This window comes from Vibrio sp. R11-SG3-ISO9 (assembly GCF_059834255.1).
Map to the genome: position 1 here is coordinate 1 of NZ_JCBDGU010000030.1, position 24,153 is coordinate 24,153.

Here is a 24,153-nt window from a genome sequence, read left to right on the forward strand (position 1 = left end):
GCTAGACGGAAAGACCCCGTGAACCTTTACTACAGCTTGGCACTGAACATTGACCCTACATGTGTAGGATAGGTGGGAGACTTTGAAACCGCGTCGCTAGATGTGGTGGAGTCGTCCTTGAAATACCACCCTTGTAGTGTTGATGTTCTAACGTTGGTCCCTGAATCGGGATTACGGACAGTGCCTGGTGGGTAGTTTGACTGGGGCGGTCTCCTCCCAAAGAGTAACGGAGGAGCACGAAGGTGGGCTAATCACGGTTGGACATCGTGAGGTTAGTGCAATGGCATAAGCCCGCTTGACTGCGAGAATGACAATTCGAGCAGGTGCGAAAGCAGGTCATAGTGATCCGGTGGTTCTGAATGGAAGGGCCATCGCTCAACGGATAAAAGGTACTCCGGGGATAACAGGCTGATACCGCCCAAGAGTTCATATCGACGGCGGTGTTTGGCACCTCGATGTCGGCTCATCACATCCTGGGGCTGAAGTCGGTCCCAAGGGTATGGCTGTTCGCCATTTAAAGTGGTACGCGAGCTGGGTTTAGAACGTCGTGAGACAGTTCGGTCCCTATCTGCCGTGGGCGTTGGAAGATTGAAGGGGGCTGCTCCTAGTACGAGAGGACCGGAGTGGACGAACCTCTGGTGTTCGGGTTGTCATGCCAATGGCATTGCCCGGTAGCTAAGTTCGGAATCGATAACCGCTGAAAGCATCTAAGCGGGAAGCGAGCCCTGAGATGAGTCTTCCCTGGCGCTTTAAGCGTCCTAAAGGGTTGTTCAAGACTAGAACGTTGATAGGCAGGGTGTGTAAGCGCTGTGAGGCGTTGAGCTAACCTGTACTAATTGCCCGTGAGGCTTAACCATACAACACCCAAGGGGTTTTGATGGACTCAAAGATACAAACGCTTGAATGAGTTTGAAGAGAATAGAAACAGCTTTCCGAATTTTAAGAATTTGCTTGGCGACCATAGCGTTGTGGACCCACCTGATTCCATGCCGAACTCAGAAGTGAAACGCAATAGCGCCGATGGTAGTGTGGGGCTTCCCCATGTGAGAGTAGGACATCACCAGGCTTTAATTTTGGAACCACGTCTAAAGACGTGTTTACCACTGCGGAGTGGTAGTTCAGTTGGTTAGAATACCGGCCTGTCACGCCGGGGGTCGCGGGTTCGAGTCCCGTCCACTCCGCCACTTATTCGAGAGCCTCGCCTAGTGCGAGGTTTTTTCGAATCTACAGTATTGAAATTTTAGGGGTGTAGCTCCAATTGGCAGAGCAGCGGATTCCAAATCCGCGTGTTGGGAGTTCGAATCTCTCCACCCCTGCCATCTTCGAAAGCCTCAGTAGAAATGCTGAGGCTTTTTTCGTATTCGACTGCCAAAAAATAAAACAGCGGATTCTGAGGTTACCAGAGATACATACGTTGGGAGTTAGATTTAAAACATAGTCGAATCCCCGGAGTTCCGGCCCAGTCCCCCAGCCATATTCAAAGGCTCTGACTAACGTCAGAGCCTTTTTTCTTTCAGACACTACAACAATACCATTAACAGAATAGCTGACTCCCCGATCACCAAAACAGCGTGTATTGAGAGCAGCTGTGCCAACATAGTCGACCTCTGAATCACTAGCCGAGTTCACCTGCTATATATTAAATTTGGAACAGTGTTGAAAGAGCTAAGCAAATCGCTCGCTTATCCGATCGAGTATTTGAAGTGTCAGCGCAATCGAGCATCGCCTTGTTGAAGGCTCTAGCTGAAACCCTAACGTATTTGTATTTTCTAAAGCTTGTGTCGAGAGTTAGAAATTCTCAACTCTGCTATGTACTGAAGCCTCGATAGGAGTTCTAGGGCCTTTCATCTGTTTCCACGAAGTAGTGTTGAGATAACTAGATGACCTGGCTTACTAGTTTGATGGATCTAACTAGAGTGGAGTTTGTACCCACCTGTATCAGAAGCTCTAACTTATATCTAGGCTTTTTGTTGTTTAGGAAGTATTAATCCACTTCCTGCCACATGAAGACAACACATCTGTAATCCTCAAATTCCAGTTCCATTTAATTTATAAGTGAAGGGATAGTCTGGTGCTATTGAGCGCAAATACTACTTAATCCTTGATTAGCTCTAACTCATTGGTGTCTGAACTATCGAGACAAGGCTGTGTATTTCAAAAAGTGAGATTTTCAGTAGTTGCTAGGATGTATTAATGCGAAGAGTAAGCGAGTAGGAATGATAGTTAGAAGATGGCTTGATAGGGACAGGATAGAGGCTACTTAGGAAGCAGCCTCTATATAGGGTAGGAGTGTTATTTGTTTAACTCTTTTTCTGCGAGCTTAGCCTTCTCTATCATTGGTGTAATCGTTGAGCCTTGAATTAAGATTGAGAAGACTACTACTGAATATGTCATGACTAGGATGATCTCTTTTACATCGATAAGTTTGTCTTCGATGACCCAGATACCTGATGGAATAGATAGAGCCATTGCGAGAGCTAGACCACCACGTAATCCGCCCCAAGTAAGAATTTTAACTGACCATGGGTTGTAGCTTCTAAAGCGCTTAAAGCCAATGTATGACAAGAATACACTGAGGTATCGTGCTCCTAGTACTAACGGTACAGAGAAAGCCATTAAGATCCAGTCTTCTTCGTGGAATTCAAAAAGTAGCATCGACATACCGATCAGTAGGAATAGCACGCCATTTAGAAACTCGTCGACTAGCTCCCAGAAGTGGTCTAAGTGATCTTCACTCTCTTTTGAGAAGCCGATAAAGCGAGTCCAGTTGCCGATCATAATACCTGATACCACCATAGCTAATGGACCTGATACATGGAGTACTTCTGCGAACGCGTATCCAGCCGTTGGGATGCCGATAGTCAGTAACAACTCCATTGAGTGGTCGTCGGTGTTACTAATCAGGTAATGGAACAGGAGTCCTAATGCAAAACCGTAAACAATCCCACCAATCGCTTCTTGGATAAATAACATCGTTACGCTACCTACCGTTGGAGCTTCAGTACCAAATGCAATGGTAAATAGGGTGACAAAGATAACCAGACCAAAGCCATCATTGAACAGCGATTCACCTTCAATTTGGGTCGAAATGCGTTTTGGTGCATCGAGTTTTTTAACGATCGCGAGTACTGCTATTGGGTCAGTCGGTGAAATAAGAGAGCCAAACAGCAGGCAGTAGATAAGATCAAATTGAATGCCGATAACTTGGCAGAATCCGTAAAGCACAAATCCAATAAAGAAAGTCGAAAATAGAGTTGCTCCTAATGCGAGTACTGTGATTTCCCACTTCTGATCTTTTAGATTAGGTAGTTTAATCCCTAGTCCACCTGCGAATAATAGGAAACCTAAAATTCCTTTGAGTAGAAAATCTTCGAAATTGATACTTGCCACTGTGTCTGAAGCGATTTCAGACAGCTGAAACCAATTGTTTTGACCAGCAATCAGGATAATCAGTGAAAGCATCATCGAACCAGCAGTAATGGCGATTGTGGTTTGCATCTTTCCTATCTTGCTGTTTACAAACGCTATCAACATTGCTGCTGCAGATAAAAAGCAAAGTGTGTAGTAGACCGACATTGGATTTCCGATATGTAACAAAATATGAACATGAATTTTCGTCCTCTATCGCTTAAATAGCAAACTGTTTTTTGTCATAGATTAGTTATCAAATTCTCCGTTTAGACGTCTAGACTCCTTTTTAATGTGTGATAGGATGGAGTGATAATTAAAGGAATGAGGCTGTACTGTGGGAAGTAATGTAAAGCAACAGATCGAAGCTCAATTAAAGCAACGAATTCTATTGATCGATGGTGGCATGGGCACCATGATCCAGAACTATAAACTGGAAGAGCAGGACTATCGAGGAGAGCGCTTTGCTGATTGGCATAGTGATCTTAAAGGCAACAACGACCTTTTGGTGCTTACTCAACCTCAGCTTATTAAGGACATACATTCAGCTTACTTAGAAGCTGGCGCAGACATCCTTGAAACCAATACCTTTAACGCTACTACCATTGCGATGGCTGACTATGATATGGAAAGCCTTAGCGAAGAGATTAACTTTGCTGCAGCCAAGCTAGCTCGTGAAGCCGCTGATGAGTGGACTGCGAAAACACCGGAAAAGCCTCGCTATGTCGCTGGTGTGCTTGGTCCAACTAACCGTACTTGTTCGATTTCTCCTGATGTAAATGATCCGGGCTATCGAAATGTTAGCTTTGATGAGTTAGTGGAAGCTTATTCCGAATCAACCCGAGCGCTGATCAAAGGTGGTTCTGACCTGATCCTGATTGAGACCATTTTCGATACTCTAAACGCTAAGGCTTGTGCCTTTGCCGTTGATACCGTGTTCGAGGAGTTAGGTATTACTCTGCCAGTAATGATCTCAGGTACTATCACTGACGCATCAGGTCGAACGCTTTCCGGACAAACAACAGAGGCTTTCTACAATTCACTTCGCCACGTTCGCCCGCTGTCCTTTGGCTTGAACTGTGCCCTAGGACCAGATGAACTGCGCCCATATGTAGATGAGCTTTCTCGCATTTCAGAAACATTTGTCTCAGTTCACCCCAATGCTGGTCTTCCTAATGCCTTTGGTGAATATGATCTCTCTCCTGAAGATATGGCCTCTCACGTAAAAGAGTGGGCGGAGAGCGGCTTCCTAAACCTAATCGGTGGTTGTTGTGGTACCACGCCAGAACATATTCGCCATATGGCTAATGTGGTCGACAATGTTAAGCCGCGTGCTTTACCTGAGTTAGCTGTCTCATGTCGCCTATCAGGATTAGAGCCTCTCACTATCGAAAAAGACACCTTGTTCGTCAACGTTGGCGAGCGTACCAACGTTACCGGTTCTGCTCGATTTAAGCGTCTGATTAAAGAAGAGCTTTATGACGAAGCTTTGGAAGTTGCTCGTCAACAAGTTGAGAATGGCGCGCAAATCATCGACATCAATATGGACGAAGGCATGCTAGACGCTGAGGCGTGCATGGTGCGTTTCTTAAATCTGTGTGCGTCTGAACCTGAAATCTCTAAAGTGCCTATTATGGTCGACTCCTCGAAGTGGGAAGTCATCGAAGCCGGCCTGAAATGTATTCAAGGTAAGGGCATCGTTAACTCGATCTCTTTGAAAGAAGGTAAAGAGAAATTTGTTGAGCAAGCTAAGCTGATTCGCCGTTATGGTGCTGCAGTTATCGTGATGGCTTTTGACGAAGTTGGCCAAGCAGAAACCCGTCAGCGTAAGCTAGAGATTTGTACTAACGCATACAATATTTTGGTGGATGAAGTCGGTTTCCCGCCGGAAGATATTATCTTCGACCCGAACATCTTTGCGGTTGCGACAGGTATTGAAGAGCACAACAACTACGCGGTTGATTTTATTGACGCGGTAGCAGACATCAAACGCGACCTTCCATATGCGATGATTTCAGGCGGTGTATCTAACGTGTCGTTCTCTTTCCGTGGTAACAACTACGTTCGAGAAGCGATTCACGCGGTGTTCCTGTATCACTGTTTCAAGAACGGTATGGATATGGGTATCGTTAATGCTGGTCAGCTTGAAATCTACGATAACGTCCCTGATAAACTGCGTGAAGCGGTAGAGGATGTGGTTCTAAACCGTCGTGATGACTCGACTGAGAGACTACTAGATATCGCTGCTGAATACGCTAATAAAGGTGTCGGTAAAGAGGAAGATGCTTCAGCACTTGAGTGGCGTACTTGGGCGGTTGAGAAGCGCCTAGAGCATGCACTTGTCAAAGGTATTACTGAATTTATCGTCGAAGATACTGAAGAAGCTCGTTTGAATGCCAGTAAGCCATTAGAGGTCATTGAAGGCCCTCTAATGGATGGTATGAATGTGGTTGGTGATTTGTTTGGTGAAGGTAAGATGTTCCTTCCTCAGGTAGTTAAGTCAGCGCGTGTAATGAAGCAAGCCGTTGCACATTTGGAGCCTTTCATTAACGCTTCTAAGCAAGCTGGTTCTTCAAACGGTAAGATCTTGCTCGCTACTGTAAAAGGTGATGTTCACGATATCGGTAAGAACATTGTGGGCGTGGTACTGCAGTGTAATAACTACGAGATTATTGACCTTGGAGTGATGGTTCCTTGCGAACAGATCCTAAAAGTCGCTAAAGAAGAGAATGTCGACATTATCGGTCTATCTGGCCTAATTACTCCATCACTCGATGAGATGGTGCATGTAGCTAAAGAGATGGAACGTTTGGATTTCGATTTGCCACTGTTGATTGGTGGTGCAACAACTTCCAAGGCGCATACTGCAGTTAAGATTGAACAGAACTACAAGAACCCTGTGGTGTATGTGAACAACGCATCAAGAGCGGTTGGGGTATGTACGTCCCTGTTATCTGATGAGCTTCGTCCTGCATTTGTTGAGAAGCTAGATTTGGATTATGAGCGTGTTCGCGATCAGCACAACCGTAAAAAACCTCGCACTAAGCCTGTAACGTTAGAGCAAGCTCGAGCGAATAAAGTCGCTATTGATTGGGAAAGCTATACGCCGCCAGCTCCAGCTAAGCCGGGCGTTCATGTTTATGATGACTTTGATGTTGCAACCTTGCGTCGTTACATTGATTGGACTCCGTTCTTCATGACTTGGTCTCTAGTGGGCAAATACCCTGCAATTCTTGAACATGAAGAAGTAGGCGAAGAGGCAAAACGTCTATTCAAAGACGCCAATGACCTACTTGATCGAGTTGAACGCGAGGGCTTACTTAAAGCTCGTGGTATGTGTGCGCTGTTCCCTGCGGCAAGTGTTGGCGATGATATTGAAGTGTACACTGATGAGTCACGAACTGAGGTCGCTAAGGTTCTGCACAACCTACGTCAACAAACCGAGAAACCGAAAGGGTTTAACTACTGTCTGTCTGATTACATTGCGCCAAAAGAATCAGGTAAGAAAGATTGGATCGGTGCCTTTGCGGTGACAGGCGGAATCGGAGAGCGTGAGCTTGCTGATGAATACAAAGCTGCGGGCGATGACTACAATGCGATTATGATTCAAGCTGTGGCTGACCGTCTTGCAGAAGCATTTGCAGAATATCTACATGAACAAGTGCGTAAAGATATCTGGGGCTACTCTGCCGATGAAAACCTCTCGAACGATGAGCTGATTCGTGAGAAATACCAAGGTATTCGTCCTGCACCGGGTTACCCTGCTTGTCCTGAGCATACTGAAAAGGGCGCATTGTGGGAGCTATTGAAGGTTGAGGAAACCATTGATATGTCTTTGACGAGCAGTTATGCGATGTGGCCAGGTGCATCAGTATCGGGTTGGTATTTCTCTCATCCAGATTCACGCTACTTTGCAATTGCTCAGATTCAGCAAGATCAAGTAGATAGCTACGCTGATCGCAAGGGTTGGGATTCGCTTGAAGCCGAGAAGTGGTTAGGTCCAAACATTAACTAAGATCGACTAGAAAGAGAAAGGGTTGCCATTGAGCAACCCTTTTTTTGTATCTAATTGATTATTTTACTCTTGCTCAAACAACTCTTGGTGTAGTTTTTGAATTGCTGAACGAGAAACTGATTCATGGACTAAGAAACAAAGATTGTGTGGGCTTGCACCATAGCAGATCATGCGTAAGTTGAAGTCTTCAAGAGTGCTGAAGACCTGTTTTGCATAGCCTTTGCTCTCACTCATATTGTTACCAATAAGCGCAACAAGACATAGGTTGTGTTCAACTTCTACTGTACATAGCTCTTCAAGTTCTTTGCGTACAACTTCAGGCAACTCTGGGGCACCACCAGAAGTATCTGTTTGATCGAGTGTCAGAGAGACACTGATCTCTGAGGTCGTAATAAGATCGACAGAGATCTTATGCTTAGCGAGGATCTCAAATACTTTTGCCAAGAAGCCGTATGCATGAAACATGTTAGCACTGCGCAGTGTGACCATGGTTTGATTACAGCGCAGGGCCAGTGCTCTAAACAGTGGTGAGCTCTCAACTTGTTGACGAATCCAAGTACCACCTTTTTCAGGCTCTTTAGATGATCCGACAAAAACAGGAATCTGATGGCGTAGCGCTGGCACTAATGTAGAAGGGTGTAAGATCTTAGCTCCAAAGTTTGCCATTTCAGATGCTTCGCTGAAGCTGATCTCTGGAATTGGTGAAGCTTTAGGGGCGATACGAGGGTCTGTGGTGTAGATTCCCGGAACATCAGTCCAAATCTCTAGACCAGCCGCCAATACTGATTCTGCAATCAATGCTGCTGAATAGTCGCTTCCGCCACGACCAAGTGTGGTTGTATTACCTTCATCGTCTGCACCAATAAATCCTTGGGTAACTACGACGTGTTCTTGGCACAAAGGAATCAGTTTTTCTTGAGCAAGCTGAGAGATCTGCTCCAGTTGAGGTTCTGCTTTGCCGTAAGCGTCATTGGTACGCAGGACGTCACGGATATCAAATCTGACGGCAGATACGCCACGCTCTCGAAGAATTTGCGCAAAAAGGTGAGTCGACATTAGCTCACCACACGCCACTAAGTGGTCAGTTAACTTGGCACTTGATTGAAAAGATGCAGCTTCTGCAGCACTCGCTACATTATCCAGAATCGTATGGATCTCTTTCTCGACACTCATTGGTTCTGCGAGTTGATCCAAAATCGCGTGATGAATATCTGTTAGTTGGCTCATTAACTCTTGGCGGCGGCCTTGGTCTTGTACGCCGTTAGCTAATTCAACTAACAGGTTGGTGACGCCTGAACACGCACTGCTGACAACAAGCTTGGTATTTGGGTTATTCTCAATAATGGCTGCACAGCGACTCATTGCTTCAAAGTTAGCAACGCTTGTCCCACCGAATTTGGCGACATTAAAAGAACCAGCTACATTAGATGCGCTCACGATAAATCTCCCGACTTCCTAAAATAAAAATTACTGTTGGTAATCCAACGTCCAATGTTTTGAAGAGAGGGTTTAGAGCAAAAAGAGAGGTGTGTATTTGAATTGTAAACCTCAGAAGCTCCTCATCATATTGGAATGATGACAGTTAATGGGATTCAGCCCGATTAACCGATAACAGAAACCCGACATGTTTCAGTTACCTCGGCACTGCTCCCCCTGAATGTTCTGTATTGGAAATGTGGTTCCACAAAACATCTACCTGGGCAGTGCTCCTCTTCTGCTTGATAGCTGTTTTATTGAACGTGTTTGCGGTAAGAATGTCAATCGGTAACTCAAGATAAAGTGAAAATAAATTTAACAATTCTGTGACACTGGTTTGACCTCGAGACTTTCGACTAATTGCTGAGGTAGTGGATTTGCTTTAGTGTGGAAGGTTCATGTCATAAACATAAGGGATAATTATGTCGAACCTGCACACAACCGCCATCGCTGAAAGCTTTTTTCCTCCTCATCGCACGCTAATGGGACCGGGGCCTTCTGATATTTCCCCTCGAGTGCTACAGGCTCTGAGTCGTCCTACTATTGGCCATTTAGATCCTTTGTTTATCAATATGATGGATGAGGTGAAGCAGCTATTAAAGTATGCCTTTCAAACGGAAAATGAGTTTACGATTGCTGTTTCAGCGCCGGGTAGTGCAGGTATGGAAACCTGTTTCGTCAATCTGATTGAACCCGGCGAAAAAGTGATTGTGTGCCGTAATGGTGTATTCGGTGAGCGAATGCGTGAAAACGTAGTTCGCTGCGGTGGCGAAGCTATTCTGGTTGACGATGAGTGGGGGAAACCTGTATCCATCGATAAAGTTGAGCAGGCACTGTCCGAACACCCAGATGCAGTTGCTGTTGCGTTTGTTCATGCAGAAACATCAACGGGCGCCCTTACAGATGCGGAAGCGATTTCTCAGGTTGCTCGTCGTTCTAACGCACTAACAATCGTGGATGCTGTGACTTCATTGGGTGGAGTCCCTCTGTTGGTGGACGAATGGCAGTTAGACGCCGTTTACTCGGGTAGTCAAAAGTGTTTGTCTTGCGTTCCGGGTCTTTCGCCAGTGACTTTTTCTCAAAAAGCGGTAGAGAAGATGAAAGCGCGTCAATCGCCTGTGCAAAGCTGGTTCTTAGATCAGAGCTTGGTGCTAGGGTACTGGAGTGGTGAAGGAAAACGTAGCTATCATCATACTGCGCCGGTAAATAGCCTGTACGCTTTGCATGAGTCCTTGGTGATTCTCCACAATGAAGGGTTAGAGAATACCTGGGAGCGTCATCAATCAGCGCACCGTGAGCTAAAGGCAGGGCTTGAATCTCTTGGACTAAGCTTTGTGGTTGAAGAGGGAAGTCGACTACCGCAATTGAACGCGGTGTATTTCCCTGAAGGAATTGATGAAGTAGCTGTTCGAACGCGATTGCTTGAAGAATACAACCTAGAGATTGGCGCGGGTCTTGGCGCATTAGCTGGGAAAGCGTGGCGAATTGGCTTAATGGGTTATGGCGCTCGCAAAGAGAATGTTGCCTTGTGTTTGAAAGCTCTGGCGGATGTTTTGAAGTAAATACTTCGTATCATTGATTTGAAAGGCGAACGGGTTATCTCGTTCGCCTTTTTTATTAGGTGCTATTGAGCGCTGCTTTGCGCTGATGATGTCGATGACTTTACCTGTGATGGGCGCTGATACTGCACGGTCGAAAAATCTCTATTAGGGAACAGGAATTGCGCTTCGCTGCGAATCTGTTCGGCTTTGCTTTCGTCCCCTAAGCCTTGGTAAGCCAAGATCAGGTTGTTGTAAAACGCAGGACGTGGCTTTGACTTGATGATATTCAAAGACCAATCGATATACGGCTGAATCAGCTTCGGATCTTCTTGATAGAGTCCGATATTGAGATAAGTACTGTAGATATCCCAATCGTAACGATCTTTCCAAACTACAGGGTTCGAAACCTCTTTAAGAATATCCGGATTTTTAGGTTGTGATTTCTCAAACTTGGTCAGCACATAATTGGTGTGTAAGGCGCTCAACATATAGAAGCTGACAAGAATTGGCACAACCAGGCTCGTTACTCTAAATAAGGTTTTACTGATAACGCTAAATCCCTTTTGGTAATGATAGGAAGTGCGTTGATCAACCCAATAAAGGAGTACAATAAAGGTGACCCAATGAATGGCCGAGTGATAAAACGGGTACTCAAGTTGTGAGTGCAAAACGATCGGAATAAACAGAGCGAACAGAGCTAACTGTGTTCCCTTTGTTGCGGTCGTTATCCGGCCTGCGACCAAAGCCGCTGCAAGTAGAATACCGATGATCGGTACAATACCCCCTTCAACACCCCAAAATAACAACTCATTGTGCGGGTGATCCATCGCAGGAAGCCCTGGGTGATAATTGGAGTTGAGTTGATGTTGACGTGCTGTGTACAGCGTATATTCAGACTCAAATTTACCGTAGCCATAACCAGAGAATGGCTTTTCCACCATCATGTCGAGGGCTTGTGGGAAAGTGTAAGCACGAGCACTTTCCAAGTGTGTACGCTTGCTGGCTAAGCTATCAGCTGCCTGTAAGTTGATAATAGCAAAACCAGCAATCAGTCCGAGCAATACAGAACCGCACCAGCCGTAAAAGCGCTTCTTGGTCGAAAACTTGTAAAGGTATGGCAGGATAAGGACAAAGCTTAATACACTAGCCAGCCAACCTGTTCTGGATGCGATGATGATCAGCAGTGGTACTGTGATCGCAGGCATCATATAGAGCAGAAACGACTCGCTCAGTTTAAGGTTGTATTTGGTTGGCTGTCTCGCCAGAAGATATGCAGAAAGCACAAAGCCAGTTGCGAGAAAACTCGCCATCACATTTGGCTGCTGGAAAATACCATAAGGGCGGTTGGCTTTGGTGTTGTAGCCAAACATATTGCCGGCTTCTAAGAAAAAGTACTGGAAGTAACCAAACAGAGCTTGAATCATAACGGCGAGTACAATGAACCACAGTAAGCGCTGCTTATGTTTGTTACTAAACTTGAACTGCTGAAGAAGAACGAAAAAAGAGAAACCAGTCCACAGCCCAAGTAAGCGACCTGAAGCACCGGAAGGGTCTGCGTTGCTGTATAGGACTGGCAGTGTAAGAATAATGCAGCTAATCAGAAGCCCGATAGTAAGCTTTGAGTACTTGATGACTCGGTTATTGGCCATTTGGTAAAAACCAATTGCTAAAGTAAAGCTCAAGGCCAGCCAAGTGGTAGGGTTGAAGGAGAGTGCTAAGCCTGAACCACCAGGGTTAGGCATAAAAAAGTGCATAGCGATGAGAAAGACAACGGCCAAAGAAACCAAAAAGGGCTTATTGAGCGGAAGTTGAGTCACTTGACCCTCAAGCTGTGTACCACTGGTGTGTATTGTCGCCATAGATCCTTAACCTTATAAAAACGGGGCTTGTCCAATTAGAACAAGCCCCGATACTTTAACACTTTTCGTCTTATTCGCTGAGCGCTATTGTAGACCTATTTCATAGTCAACATAGGCTTAAGAAAGCGAGCTGTGTGAGAGCCTTCGACCAATGCCACATCTTCAGGCGTGCCAGCAGCAATAATTTCACCACCGCCTTGGCCACCTTCTGGGCCTAAGTCGATGATCCAGTCTGCGGTTTTAATCACATCCAAGTTGTGTTCGATGACTACGACTGTGTTTCCGTGATCACGCAGTCGGTGTAGAACAGTCAATAGCTGTTGGATATCGTGGAAGTGAAGACCTGTGGTCGGCTCATCTAGGATGTACAGAGTCTTGCCTGTATCACGCTTAGATAGCTCACGAGCCAATTTAACACGCTGCGCTTCACCACCAGACAGCGTTGTCGCGGCTTGTCCAAGTCGAATATATGATAAGCCCACATCCATTAATGTTTGGAGTTTACGAGCGATCACTGGAACTGGGTTAAAGAACTCGCGAGCATCTTCGACCGTCATCTCTAACACTTCATCGATGGTTTTGCCTTTATAGCGTACTTCCAGTGTTTCACGGTTATAGCGTTTCCCTTTACATACATCACAAGGAACGTATACATCTGGTAAGAAGTGCATTTCGACTTTAATTACACCATCACCCTGACAGGCTTCACAGCGTCCACCTCGAACGTTGAAGCTAAAGCGGCCCGGCTTGTAACCACGGGAACGCGCTTCTTGTGTACCTGAAAACAGTTCACGAATTGGTGTAAAGATACCAGTATAGGTTGCTGGGTTAGAACGTGGCGTGCGTCCAATTGGGCTTTGGTCGATATCGATGACCTTATCGAAATGCTCTAAGCCTTTTATCTTCTTGTACGGTGCTGGCACTGCTGTTGTTGCACCGTTAAGCTGCGTGTGGGCTATCTTAAAGAAGGTATCGTTAATCAGAGTTGATTTACCAGAACCTGACACACCCGTAATACAGCTGAACAGGCCGACAGGAATTGTCGCTGTCACCTCTTTAAGGTTGTTGCCTGTCGCACCAATCAGCTCTACGACTTTCTTCTTGTCGATTGGAGTACGCTCTTTTGGTACTGCAATTTCTTTTACGCCACTTAAGTACTGGCCAGTCAAAGAGTTTGGATTGTCGATGATCTCTTGCATGGTGCCTTCGGCTACGACATTACCACCGTGAACACCAGCTCCCGGACCAATATCAATCACGTGATCGGCGCAGCGAATCGCATCTTCATCATGTTCGACAACCAATACGGTGTTACCAAGATCGCGAAGGTGTACGAGAGTCTGTAGTAGTCGCTCGTTATCGCGCTGGTGGAGACCAATGGAAGGTTCATCCAAAACATACATAACGCCAACTAGACCTGCACCAATTTGGCTTGCAAGTCGGATTCGTTGCGCTTCACCACCTGAAAGTGTCTCTGCGCTGCGCGATAGGTTGAGATAGTTCAAGCCAACGTTGACCAAGAAGTGTAGGCGGTCGTTGATCTCTTTCATTACCTTTTCGGCAATTTGTGCGCGCTGACCGCTCAATTGCAGGTTTTGGAAGAATGCCAAGGCATCAGCAATACTCAGTTCAACAATCTGTGGCAAGGTGGTATCACCAATAAATACATTGCGCGCTTCGAGTCTTAGGCGGGTACCGCCACAGCTAGAACAGGACTTAGTTGAAATATACTTCGCAAGATCTTCACGAACTGAGTTCGACTCAGTATCACGGTAGCGTCTCTCTAACGTATTCAGAATACCTTCAAACGGGTGACGCTTAACTCGAATATCGCCACGATCATTGATGTATTTGAATTCAACCTCTGTGCGACCCGATCCTTTCAAGATGATGTCTTGAGTTTTCTTTGGCAAAGAGTTGAACGGCGCAAACAGATCAAATCCGTAGTGCTCAGCGAGCGAAGTGAGCATTTGGAAATAGTAATAGTTCTTTTGATCCCAACCTTTAATGGCACCGTCGGCAATACTTAGGTTGTCGTCAACAATAATGCGGCTTGGGTCGAAATATTGTTGTACACCTAGGCCATCACAGGAACCACAGGCACCAGCTGGGTTGTTGAAAGAGAAAAGTCGTGGTTCAAGCTCTTGCATGCTGTAACCACATTTAGGACAAGCGAAGTTAGCCGAAAACACGATCTCTTCTTGATCGTTATCATCCATCCAATCGACAACGGCGATACCGCCAGATAGCTCTAGAGTGGTCTCAAAAGACTCAGCGAGTCGTTGTTGAAGATCAGGGCGAACCTTAAAGCGATCGACCACAACTTCAATCGTATGTTTCTTATGTAGTTCTAGTGCTGGTGGATCGGAAAGATCACAGGTCTCACCGTCGATCCTTGCTCGAATGAAGCCCTGAGCTGCAAGGTTTTGCAGTGTCTTAACGTGCTCACCCTTACGTTCTTTAACGATAGGAGCAAGCAGCATCATCTTCGAGCCTTCAGGCAGTTCTAGAACTTTATCGACCATTTGACTGATGGTTTGTGCTGCAAGAGGAATATGATGATCTGGACAGCGAGGTTCACCAACACGAGCATACAAAAGTCTCAGGTAGTCATAGACCTCTGTAATTGTTCCCACTGTTGAGCGCGGGTTATGGGATGTCGACTTTTGCTCGATAGAGATCGCCGGAGACAAGCCTTCAATGTGGTCAACATCGGGCTTTTCCATAAGGGACAAAAATTGACGAGCGTAGGCAGACAGTGACTCAACGTAACGACGCTGACCCTCTGCATACAGGGTGTCGAAAGCCAGTGAAGACTTACCAGACCCAGACAAACCCGTAATCACAATTAATTTATCTCTTGGGATTGTTAGGTTTATATCTTTGAGGTTGTGCGTGCGAGCACCCCTTACTTCAATTTTATCCATTTCAGGCAACCATGTAATTTTCAGTGGCTAAAGTATTACATAGTGTGAGTTTTGTGCAAAGTTTTACTGGATAAAAAAACAGTACAAAAAAGGCAGCTCGATTGAGCTGCCTTTAAAACAGAGTAAAAACTGGAAGCGATTAAGCTTCTTTCTTGGTTGAGTGTTTATCTAGCTCAACTTTCTGTGCGTCTTTTTTGTATAGGTTTTCGTAGCAGAAATTCGTTGCTTCGATGTAACCTTCAACGCTACCACAATCGAAGCGTTTACCTTTGAATTTGTATGCGAGTACACAGCCTGCTTTAGCTTGTTTTAGTAGCGCATCGGTGATTTGAATCTCGCCGCCTTTGCCAGGTTCAGTATTCTCAATCAGTTCGAAGATATCTGGAGTCAGAATGTAGCGACCAATGATAGCTAGGTTGCTCGGAGCAGTACCTTGCTCTGGTTTCTCTACCATGTCATCAACACGGTAAAGGTCGTCTTTAATCATCTCACCTGAAATCACACCGTATTTGTGTGTTTCGTCTTCTGGTACTTCTTGTACCGCAACGATTGAACAGCGGAATTGTTTGTAAAGCGCGACCATCTGCGCAAGTACACCTTGCTGCTCGTTTACACATAAGTCATCAGCCAGTACCACAGCAAACGGTTCGTCACCAACGAGTTCTCGACCCGTCAAGATAGCATGACCTAAGCCTTTCATTTCACGCTGACGAATGTAAGTGAAGTTTGCCGCTTCAATGGTTTCACGAATGTTGTACAGCAGTTCTTCTTTATTAGTACCGCTGATTTGGTGCTCAAGTTCGTAGTTCTTGTCGAAGTGGTCCATGATTGAGTGCTTACCACGGCCTGTTACAATACACATGCCGTTCATACCTGCTTCAATTGCTTCTTCCACGCCGTATTCGATGAGTGGTTTGTTTACTACTGGCATCATCTCTTTTGGCATCGACTTGGTTGCTGGTAAAAAACGAGTACCGTAGCCTGCTGCTGGGAATAGACACTTTTTAATCATGATAAAACCCTATATATACCTAATTATTATTTACGACCGTGGGGTAGTATTTCTGAGGGCAACTCTAGCACAAGTAATGTCGAAAAATTAGCAACGAGCTCTATCGTTGTGCCCGTTACCCTCAAAAATTTTTGTTTCAACAATTAAGATATAAGGTTCTGGTTCGCCCACGCTATAGCTTGCACTCGATTCTTTACAGCCAATTTACGAAAGATTTGATAAAGATGGGATTTGACTGTGAATTCACTGATAAATAGATCTTCTGCTATCTGGGTATTCGAAGCGCCAGTTTGTAGGCAGCGAATCACCTGTAGCTCTCGGATAGTTAAATCGACAGTAACAGGGCAAGTACTGATGTTGACGATATTGCGATAGTAGAACAGCAGTTGGCTGGTGATCTTCCTCGGTAACCAATTATCCCCATTAATGATTCTTGTGATGCCTTCAGCTATTTTAGGCTTGGTATCGCTGCAGTAGAACAGCCCTTTTAGATGCCCAAAGCGGATGATCTCTTGAGTCTGCAGTGGCTTTTCGACATTGAAAAGAATGATTTCAAAGTTCTTCCACAATACAGCAAGATTGGGGAAAGCCTGAAACAGGTCAGGCAGTTGCTTGTAATCGACCAAGAGGATTCGATTGCTCTGCTTTTTGTTGACGCACATTATCTCTCCTGGAGGCATTCTATACATTGGAATAGAAAGTAAATTTTCTATCTCATTGATGTACAGATGACTCTGTTCTAGGTCTAAGCATAAAAAGTGTAATGTGCGAGTATACCTCGATACTTTCATGTGAAAGCTCCTTCTAATGTTTATTGGGAAGCGTTCACACTGTCATGATGCTAATTTCATCACTAGTCGCTTTGTTATGACTTGCGTTGAATATCAATTCACCACGTAAATGAGTGGTTTGTAAGTGGCGAAAAAAACAACACCCGTCTGAATATCATGATTTGTTACGTTTTTATTCTTTCGATTCAATAGAGAATCGGATTGCGATTTATCACTGTTAAAAAGCGTGTTATTCTTATGCGCTAAAATTTTTCAAGACTATGAGTTTAGACGGAGCAAATCATGGCTAGCCGTGGAGTTAACAAAGTTATATTAGTGGGTAACCTAGGTAATGACCCTGAAATTCGTTACATGCCAAATGGCGGTGCAGTAGCGAACATTACCATTGCAACGTCAGAATCATGGCGTGATAAAGCAACTGGCGAACAGCGCGAGAAAACAGAATGGCACCGTGTGGCTCTGTTTGGCAAGCTAGCAGAAGTTGCAGGTGAATACCTACGTAAAGGTTCTCAAGTTTACATTGAAGGCCAACTGCAAACACGTAAATGGCAAGATCAAAGCGGTCAAGATCGCTACACAACAGAGGTTGTTGTTCAAGGCTTTAATGGTGTAATGCAAATGCTAGGCGGTCGTGCTCAAGGTGGCGCACCAGCTCAAGGCGGTATGGGTGGTCAACAGCAGCAAGGTGGTTGGGGTCAACCTCAGCAACCACAACAGCAGCAATACAGTGCAGCTGCTCAGCAGCAAGCACCTCAACAACAAGCTCCACAACAGGCTCAACCTCAATACAATGAGCCACCAATGGATTTTGATGACGACATCCCGTTCTAAACTCTGTTTTTCGTAAATCAGAAAACAAAGTATTAAAATGGAAAAGCCGCGTTTGTCGCGGCTTTTTGCTACCCAAAACTCTTAACGCTTTATTTACAACCGCAAAATATAGTATAACGTAGCAGTACGGTATAATGTGAGTTGAAAAGGATTTCGTTATTCATGAGATATACCCCGACCCTTAAGTTGAGCACCCGCTTGGTTGCATTCGTTACTGTTATTGTTATCAGTGCGATGTTTATTCTATTCATCGGGGGCACACTCTCTTTCAAGCGTATTGGGCAAGAGTATCTCGATCACTATTTGGTCGGGATTGTTGATGTCGTGGATAAAGAAATGGAAGATCCAGACGCTGCTTATTCTATGCAGCGTTGGATGCCTAAAATGTTGCAAGCCAGCAATATCGTCGAGATGAAACTCTCTAACTCCACCGGTATTGTTTATCGTTTCAAAGATACTTCTCCACAAATCGACCCGAATCGTCTCTATGAGCGCATCTTTATATTAGAGCGAAATACCGGGTATCAAATCGAATTTAAGGCTTTGCCTCCCTATATTGGTTATAACTATTCAATGGAAGCGATGTGGTCGATCACCTTAGCGGTGGCTATGATCATTTTCTGCTTAGCAAGAGGCGTGCAATGGCTTAAAGAGCAATTGATGGGCTCTGAAATGCTCGAAGAGCGTGGACGAATGATTCTTGCGGGGCAGGTGGAATCTCACGCCAAGGGAGATGAGCGTGAGTGGCCATATACCGCCAGTGAAGCCCTTGATGTCTTGATTGAAGAACTGCAAGATGCCCGCCAAGAGCGCAGTCGTTTTGATACCTTTATTCGCACACATACCTTCTTAGATAAGCTCACTGGTACGGCTAATCGAGTACTTTTCGATAACAAACTGGAATCGGCCCTCCATGAGAGCGGCGCGCGTGGTGGCGTGTTGCTTATTCGTATCGAAGAGTGGGAACAAGTTCGAGACAGTAATGACAAGCAAGTAACCGACGCCTTTATCGTTGAAGTCGGTGAAGTACTGTCCAATATCGTCCAACGTTACCCTGATGTTATCTTTTCTCGATACTACGATGCGGACTTTGCCGTGTTTATTCCTCATCAAGGTAGTAAAGATATTGCGACACTGGCTGCCCAATGTTTGAGACAACTCGATAAATTGTCACCACCGGAGCCGCTAGATGTGGATAATTGGTGCCACATCGGTGTGACCATGTATGCCGAAGGCGAGCGCCACAGTCAGATTATGGATGAAGCGGAGACGGCACTGAAGAGTGCTCAGTTAGAGCGAAGTAATAACTGGAGTCGTTACCCTAAACTGAATAAGAATGAGTTGGACCGTGGCAGTGTTCGTTGGCGAACATTATTGGATAAGGCATTGCAGCCGGAAAACTTAGTAATCTTTGCGCAGCAGTGTTATCTTACGTCCAATAAAGGCCAACCTCATGAATTACATAGAGAAATATTCGCAAGGATTCAAGATCCAGAGAAAGGCTTACTCAAATCTTCTCGATTTATGCCAGCGGTAGAGCAGATTGGGTATCAAGCACAAATGGATCAATCAGTTTTGCGTGTTTTATTGAAGTCGGTAAAAGAATCCTCGAAACTGATGAATTACTCTATTAACCTAAATGTCACTCCTTTTGCGAATAAGCAGCACTTTAAGTGGTTTAGAAGTGAGTTATTGCAGCTTTCAACTCAGCAACGTGCGCATTTAGGGTTTGAATTTTCAGAAGGTCATGTGATCGCTCACCTAGATTACATGAGACCAGTCGCCAAAATGCTGAAAGGGCTCGGATGCAAAGTGACAGTCGGTCAAGCGGGTCGAACGATTGTCAGCACTCACTATATTAAAGATTTGAAAGTCGATTTTATTAAGCTACACAGAAGCTTGGTTAAGAAGATCGATCAAAGGCATGAAAATCAACTGTTTGTACGCAGTTTGATTGGAGCTTGTGGAGACTCTCCAACGCAGGTAATTGCAGTTGGTGTAGAAACGAATTCAGAGAAAAATGCTCTGCTTGAGTTGGGAATCCACGGCTATCAAGGACGATTGTTTGATGAAGAGAGGCAAATTATTCCGGTACCTCAGCCGAATAAGCCTAAGGTAAAAACAGAGTCGGTAGTTAAAGTTGGCCGAAGAAATCGATGGCGTAAGAGTAGTAGTTAACCATGAAGTTAAAAGCGATTTTAAATAAGATAAAGCCAGCCCAAAACGGCACCCAAGCTCAAGTGGTGTTATTAAGCAGCGACGCTGTTTATGTTTCAGCAGCGGACAAGAGTGTTATTGCTACGCCAATCATGAATGGTGATTGGGAGAGTGCACTGAAAAAGTCACTGGCAAGTGATGCTTTCAATAGCGCTAGCTTGCAGTTGATCGTGAGTTCTAACTACTACCAGACCTATCAAATTGATAAGCCGGAAATCCCTGAGAGTGAGTGGCCGGTTGCATTACCTTTCCTACTCAAAGATCTTGTGTCAGAACGTGTCACTGAGATCACCGCCAGCGCAGTTGCTTTACCAACGTCGAACAAACTTCAAGTTTATGTTCTTGCGAAAAAGCTTCTTGATAAATTACTTAGTGTGGCAAGCCAAGCTCAAGTGACACTCAACGGTGTGGCGCCTGAAGATGAACTTTGGGGTTACAGCGCGGGCGAATTATCGAACTTCATTTTGTTGCAACGCAGCAAAAATGCTCACTTCAAACTGGGTGCTTTTGTCGATCACACCGTGTGCTTTCAACGCTCCATTCGTAGTGTTGTGCCGCCGTTAACTGGAGTCGCTTCGAGTGCTCTTCAAATGGATGGTCTGGCGCTTGAGCTGCAACGTTCAATTGATTACCTCTCTTCACAGATTAAAGGTGTTCAGTTACGACAGCTAAAAATATGTTGTGATGAAGAGGACGAAGCGGAGCTAAAAGAGGCGTTATCTAATACCCTAAGTTCTAGTGTGTCTTTGATCAGTGAGAATGGGCGCGAAAGCTCCGAATCACTGCTTGTAGAGCTCGCTCAAGCGCACTCTGAATTCAAAGTTAATCTCTATCCTGAGCATTTAAAACCGAAAAAAGAGTACTTTACTCTCACCAACGTCGCAGCATCTTGGGCTTTAGTTTCTGCTGTTATGCTCGCAGCTTATGGTTTTATGCACTATCAAACGATTCATATTGATGATGAACTGATTGTTCTTCAGCAAAAATCTAATCAATTAAATAGTCAGGTGAAGCAGCTTAATGCTGAATTAGCTCAGCATAAGCCTTCTCCAGAGAAAGTGGCCGCCGTTGAGCGTCTCAAACGTGAGATTCAAGCTAAAAAAGACGCCTTACTGGCAGTAGGTCAATACGACGAAAGCCAGCAAATCGGGTATTCTGGCGTCATGAACGCTCTGGCTAAATTGGGGCGCAATGATATCTCGCTTTCTCGCATTTATATGACTCATGATTCTCTCGACCTTTCAGGATTCGCTCGCTCTGCCGAGGTGATTCCTAATTGGGTTGGGCAGTTCAAAAATGAGCTTAATCTCGTGGGGCGCGCGTTTGAAAAACTGAAGATTGGTCGTAATGACCAAGATGTTGTGACGTTTGAATTAAGCACCCGTAGGGAGAAGTAGTAATGCAAAGGTGGGAGCAGTATAGCGATAAATTCCTAGCGCTAAGCTCAAGAGAAAAATGGCTGGTATTTCTGTGTGGTTTCGTCGGCCTGTTTATGCTCCTATTCAGTGTATTGGTCGAACCTGCATACAATGATTTACAAGCCAAGCGTGCAAAGAGCATGAGTTTGACCCAGTCAAATCAAAGGCTCGAAGGTGAGTTGTTAGTGCTACAAGCCAAGCTCAATAGAAATCCCGATAAAGAGATCGATATCGAGTTCAAATCGCTGATGGCTCAGAGCCAAGAGCTTTCGATGGATCTGGCTCAGATGATTGATGGCTTGATCTCGCCGTCACAAATGACAGAGTTGTTAGAGAGTGTTTTGAGTTCTGGTAAAGGTTTGAAACTTGCGTCGCTGGAGTCATTAAAGCCCGAACCCATTTCAAACCAAAAAGGCACCAGTGAATACTCGGGGTACTACGTACATCCGGTTCGCATGGAACTGACAGGCTCGTACTTCGATATCTCTGCTTATCTGCAAGCACTGGAGTCTCTTCCCGTTCGTTATTACTGGCGAACCTTTCAATACAAGGTAGAAGAGTATCCACAAGCTCGTTTGGTATTCGAGGTTTACACATTAGGGACAAGACAGGAGTTCATTGGTGGTTAGAGTTCTTTTACTGTCTCTGTTGTTTTGCAGCTCATCGGTACTGGCCGAACAAGATCCAACTGCGCCACTGGGGTGGTTGGTTCCAAAAGAGCAGAAAGCAGCACCCGTTAAAAAAGCCCCAACTCGTTATCGCTTACCTTCATTGCAGAGCATAGTTTGTAAGGGTGAAAGCCCATGCTATGCCATCTTAAATGGTCAGGTTGTCTCGCAAGGCGAGGTGATTCGTGGGTATAAGGTAAAAAAAATAGATTCAGAATACGTCACTCTTCAGAGAAGTACTCAGCAGTGGAAGTTAGAGCTGTTCTCTTTGGATATTAAGAAGAATTAAGGTTTGAGTGAAGACATGCGTAAACTTGTAGTAGCAATTCTAGTTTCATCTTTAGTTGGTTGTTCCATGGGCCACCGTGATCCTGTTGAGATCAAAGAGTCTTTGAATGAATCCATTAATGAAGCCAATAGCCGCGCACTGAGCGAGCTGCCTTCATCGGTTCAAGACGACCTTATGCCGCAGTTTGACGATGATCCAATGTCGCCTAGTATGGAAACGGTTAAGCGTTTTCGTATTCAAGCCAATCGTGTTGATGCTCGAGCTTTCTTCGCGAGTCTAGTAAAAGGTACTGAATTTAGTGCTGCGATTCACCCAAGTGTTACGGGTAATATTACTGTCAATCTCACCGACGTAACCTTAGATGAAGTGCTGTCTGTCGTACAAGACCTTTACGGCTACGATATCGAGAAGCGCGGTAAGGTTATCCAAATCTTCCCGGCTGGCCTGCGTACAGTGACTATCCCTGTTGATTACTTGCAGCTTAAGCGAGCAGGTCGCTCATTGACGACGATTACAACGGGTACCATCACTAACTCAGACTCGAATTCATCGAGCTCTTCTAGTTCAAACTCTAGCTCAAACAGCTCTTCTACGTCTTCAAACTCTTCGTCATCGACAGGAGGTACTGAGATTGAAACGACTTCAGAGAGTGATTTCTGGCCTCAATTAGAAGCGGCGGTGACCCACTTAATCGGCAGCGGTAATGGCCAAAGTGTAGTAGTGACACCTCAAGCAAGTGTGATTACGGTGCGAGCTTACCCAGATGAGATTCGCGAAGTGCGTCAGTTCTTGGGGATTTCTCAGGAGCGCTTGCAACGCCAAGTTATCTTGGAAGCTAAGATCCTTGAAGTCACCCTAAGCGACGGTTACCAGCAAGGTATCAACTGGACCAAGATGTTCTCATCGAATGGCACGAATTACACCATTGGTACTGGCAACATTGTTAAAGACACTGCGGGTGCTATCACTCCTGTGACGCTACCGGGGCTTGATCCTGTTGGTGCACTGTTAGGTGGTCAATCAAATATTGTTGTCTCTGGTGGTAGCTTTGAAGCGGTGTTGAGCTTTATGGGTACTCAAGGTGATCTGAATGTACTTTCTAGCCCTCGAGTGACGGCATCCAATAACCAAAAAGCAGTGATCAAAGTCGGTACTGATGAGTACTACGTGACGGATCTTTCGAGCGCTGTAGGCAGCGGCGATAATGCTAACGTTGCGCCAGAAGTCGAGCTAACACCATTCTTCTCAGGCATTTCTCTCGATGTTACGCCTCAGATTGATGACAAAGGCAATGTGTTCCTTCACGTTCACCCTGCCGTTATTGATGTGAGTGAGGAGACCAAATCTCTAAACCTTGGTTCAACCACGGGTACGGTAGAGCTGCCATTGGCAAGAAGCTCTATTCGTGAGTCAGACTCAGTGATTCGTGCGCGTAACGGTGATGTTGTTGTTATCGGCGGTTTGATGAAATCTAACGTGAGTGATGTAACCTCTAAGGTTCCATTCTTTGGTGACATCCCTGCACTTGGTCATCTGTTCCGCAATACCAGCCAGCTGACGCAAAAGACCGAGCTGGTGATCTTGTTGAAACCGACGATTGTTGGTGTGAACACTTGGCAGAGTGAACTTGAACGTTCGCGTGATCTGCTGCAGCAATGGTTCCCTGATGAAGAGTAATCCGCAGTTTTGTCCGATGGCGGC

At 45.3% G+C, this 24,153-nt stretch carries 14 protein-coding genes, 2 tRNA genes, 2 rRNA genes and 1 riboswitch; of the genes, 12 read left to right on the plus strand and 6 right to left on the minus strand.

Features of this window, described 5'->3' with window-relative positions:
• The 4 genes from AC6R05_RS08985 to AC6R05_RS09000 all read left to right on the plus strand — a co-directional run.
• Positions 1-857 (plus strand): 23S ribosomal RNA (locus tag AC6R05_RS08985); the annotation flags it as partial.
• 93 nt (positions 858-950) lie between these two features.
• Positions 951-1,066 (plus strand): 5S ribosomal RNA (rrf, locus tag AC6R05_RS08990).
• A 41-nt stretch (positions 1,067-1,107) separates the two neighbouring features.
• Positions 1,108-1,184: transfer RNA gene (locus tag AC6R05_RS08995), tRNA-Asp, on the plus strand.
• A 58-nt stretch (positions 1,185-1,242) separates the two neighbouring features.
• A tRNA-Trp gene (locus AC6R05_RS09000) sits at positions 1,243-1,319 on the plus strand.
• 973 nt (positions 1,320-2,292) lie between these two features.
• Here AC6R05_RS09000 and AC6R05_RS09005 read toward each other — a convergent pair.
• Entirely contained in the window at positions 2,293-3,576 is a 1,284-nt protein-coding gene (locus tag AC6R05_RS09005) for a cation:proton antiporter (protein WP_032552981.1), read from the minus strand.
• A gap of 169 nt (positions 3,577-3,745) precedes the next feature.
• On the opposite strand from AC6R05_RS09005, the gene metH reads away from it, so the two are divergent.
• Positions 3,746-7,423 carry a methionine synthase gene (gene metH, locus AC6R05_RS09010; RefSeq protein WP_500647176.1) on the plus strand — a complete coding sequence of 1,226 codons (3,678 nt, stop codon included), beginning with the start codon at positions 3,746-3,748 and terminating at the stop codon, positions 7,421-7,423.
• Between the two features lie 63 nt (positions 7,424-7,486).
• Here the strand turns inward: metH and lysC are convergent, their stop codons facing one another.
• Positions 7,487-8,860 carry a lysine-sensitive aspartokinase 3 gene (gene lysC, locus AC6R05_RS09015; RefSeq protein ID WP_500647177.1) on the minus strand — a complete coding sequence of 458 codons (1,374 nt, stop codon included), beginning with the start codon at positions 8,858-8,860 and terminating at the stop codon, positions 7,487-7,489.
• Positions 8,861-8,967: 107 nt separating this feature from the next.
• A riboswitch (Lysine riboswitch) is annotated at positions 8,968-9,145 on the minus strand.
• A gap of 176 nt (positions 9,146-9,321) precedes the next feature.
• On the opposite strand from lysC, the gene AC6R05_RS09020 reads away from it, so the two are divergent.
• The gene (locus AC6R05_RS09020; RefSeq protein WP_500647178.1) at positions 9,322-10,461 is read left to right on the plus strand and encodes a pyridoxal-phosphate-dependent aminotransferase family protein; all 1,140 of its coding nucleotides are present in this window, start codon (positions 9,322-9,324) and stop codon (positions 10,459-10,461) included.
• Between the two features lie 62 nt (positions 10,462-10,523).
• On the opposite strand, the gene AC6R05_RS09025 is transcribed toward AC6R05_RS09020, so the two are convergent.
• From AC6R05_RS09025 to AC6R05_RS09040, 4 genes are all read right to left on the minus strand, one after another.
• Positions 10,524-12,299: a PglL family O-oligosaccharyltransferase gene (locus tag AC6R05_RS09025; protein ID WP_500647179.1), complete on the minus strand. Its 1,776-nt coding sequence runs from the start codon at positions 12,297-12,299 to the stop codon at positions 10,524-10,526.
• A gap of 95 nt (positions 12,300-12,394) precedes the next feature.
• Positions 12,395-15,226 carry an excinuclease ABC subunit UvrA gene (gene uvrA / locus AC6R05_RS09030; protein ID WP_500647180.1) on the minus strand — a complete coding sequence of 944 codons (2,832 nt, stop codon included), beginning with the start codon at positions 15,224-15,226 and terminating at the stop codon, positions 12,395-12,397.
• Positions 15,227-15,365: 139 nt separating this feature from the next.
• Complete coding sequence (galU, locus tag AC6R05_RS09035; RefSeq protein ID WP_500647181.1) at positions 15,366-16,238, minus strand: UTP--glucose-1-phosphate uridylyltransferase GalU; 873 nt, start codon at positions 16,236-16,238, stop codon at positions 15,366-15,368.
• Positions 16,239-16,381: 143 nt separating this feature from the next.
• Positions 16,382-17,029: a LuxR C-terminal-related transcriptional regulator gene (locus AC6R05_RS09040; RefSeq protein ID WP_500647182.1), complete on the minus strand. Its 648-nt coding sequence runs from the start codon at positions 17,027-17,029 to the stop codon at positions 16,382-16,384.
• A 282-nt stretch (positions 17,030-17,311) separates the two neighbouring features.
• Between AC6R05_RS09040 and AC6R05_RS09045 the strand changes: the two genes are divergently transcribed.
• The 6 genes from AC6R05_RS09045 to mshL all read left to right on the plus strand — a co-directional run bounded on the left by AC6R05_RS09045 (position 17,312) and on the right by mshL (position 24,129).
• Entirely contained in the window at positions 17,312-17,860 is a 549-nt protein-coding gene (locus AC6R05_RS09045; protein WP_500647183.1) for a single-stranded DNA-binding protein, read from the plus strand.
• A gap of 162 nt (positions 17,861-18,022) precedes the next feature.
• A complete protein-coding gene (csrD, locus tag AC6R05_RS09050) occupies positions 18,023-20,038 on the plus strand; it encodes an RNase E specificity factor CsrD (protein ID WP_500647184.1) in 2,016 nt (671 codons plus the stop codon).
• Positions 20,039-20,040: 2 nt separating this feature from the next.
• A complete protein-coding gene (locus tag AC6R05_RS09055) occupies positions 20,041-21,474 on the plus strand; it encodes a PilN family protein (protein ID WP_446578187.1) in 1,434 nt (477 codons plus the stop codon).
• 2 nt (positions 21,475-21,476) lie between these two features.
• Positions 21,477-22,124 carry an MSHA biogenesis protein MshJ gene (locus AC6R05_RS09060; protein ID WP_500647185.1) on the plus strand — a complete coding sequence of 216 codons (648 nt, stop codon included), beginning with the start codon at positions 21,477-21,479 and terminating at the stop codon, positions 22,122-22,124.
• Positions 22,117-22,452: a hypothetical protein gene (locus AC6R05_RS09065; protein ID WP_032552993.1), complete on the plus strand. Its 336-nt coding sequence runs from the start codon at positions 22,117-22,119 to the stop codon at positions 22,450-22,452. The genes AC6R05_RS09060 and AC6R05_RS09065 overlap by 8 nt, the downstream gene beginning before the upstream one ends.
• 15 nt (positions 22,453-22,467) lie before the next feature.
• Positions 22,468-24,129: a pilus (MSHA type) biogenesis protein MshL gene (gene mshL / locus AC6R05_RS09070; RefSeq protein ID WP_500647186.1), complete on the plus strand. Its 1,662-nt coding sequence runs from the start codon at positions 22,468-22,470 to the stop codon at positions 24,127-24,129.
• The last annotated feature ends 24 nt before the right edge of the window (positions 24,130-24,153 follow it).

Bases quoted from the DNA above. Each gene is read 5' to 3' on its own strand.
- csrD (WP_500647184.1), top strand. From the start codon at position 18,023: ATGAGATATACCCCGACCCTTAAGTTGAGCACCCGCTTGGTTGCATTC.
- AC6R05_RS09040 (WP_500647182.1), bottom strand. From the start codon at position 17,029: ATGAAAGTATCGAGGTATACTCGCACATTACACTTTTTATGCTTAGAC.
- AC6R05_RS09025 (WP_500647179.1), bottom strand. From the start codon at position 12,299: ATGGCGACAATACACACCAGTGGTACACAGCTTGAGGGTCAAGTGACT.
- AC6R05_RS09045 (WP_500647183.1), top strand. From the start codon at position 17,312: ATGGCTAGCCGTGGAGTTAACAAAGTTATATTAGTGGGTAACCTAGGT.
- AC6R05_RS09020 (WP_500647178.1), top strand. From the start codon at position 9,322: ATGTCGAACCTGCACACAACCGCCATCGCTGAAAGCTTTTTTCCTCCT.
- galU (WP_500647181.1), bottom strand. From the start codon at position 16,238: ATGATTAAAAAGTGTCTATTCCCAGCAGCAGGCTACGGTACTCGTTTT.
- AC6R05_RS09055 (WP_446578187.1), top strand. From the start codon at position 20,041: ATGAAGTTAAAAGCGATTTTAAATAAGATAAAGCCAGCCCAAAACGGC.
- mshL (WP_500647186.1), top strand. From the start codon at position 22,468: ATGCGTAAACTTGTAGTAGCAATTCTAGTTTCATCTTTAGTTGGTTGT.
- AC6R05_RS09005 (WP_032552981.1), bottom strand. From the start codon at position 3,576: ATGTCGGTCTACTACACACTTTGCTTTTTATCTGCAGCAGCAATGTTG.
- uvrA (WP_500647180.1), bottom strand. From the start codon at position 15,226: ATGGATAAAATTGAAGTAAGGGGTGCTCGCACGCACAACCTCAAAGAT.
- AC6R05_RS09060 (WP_500647185.1), top strand. From the start codon at position 21,477: ATGCAAAGGTGGGAGCAGTATAGCGATAAATTCCTAGCGCTAAGCTCA.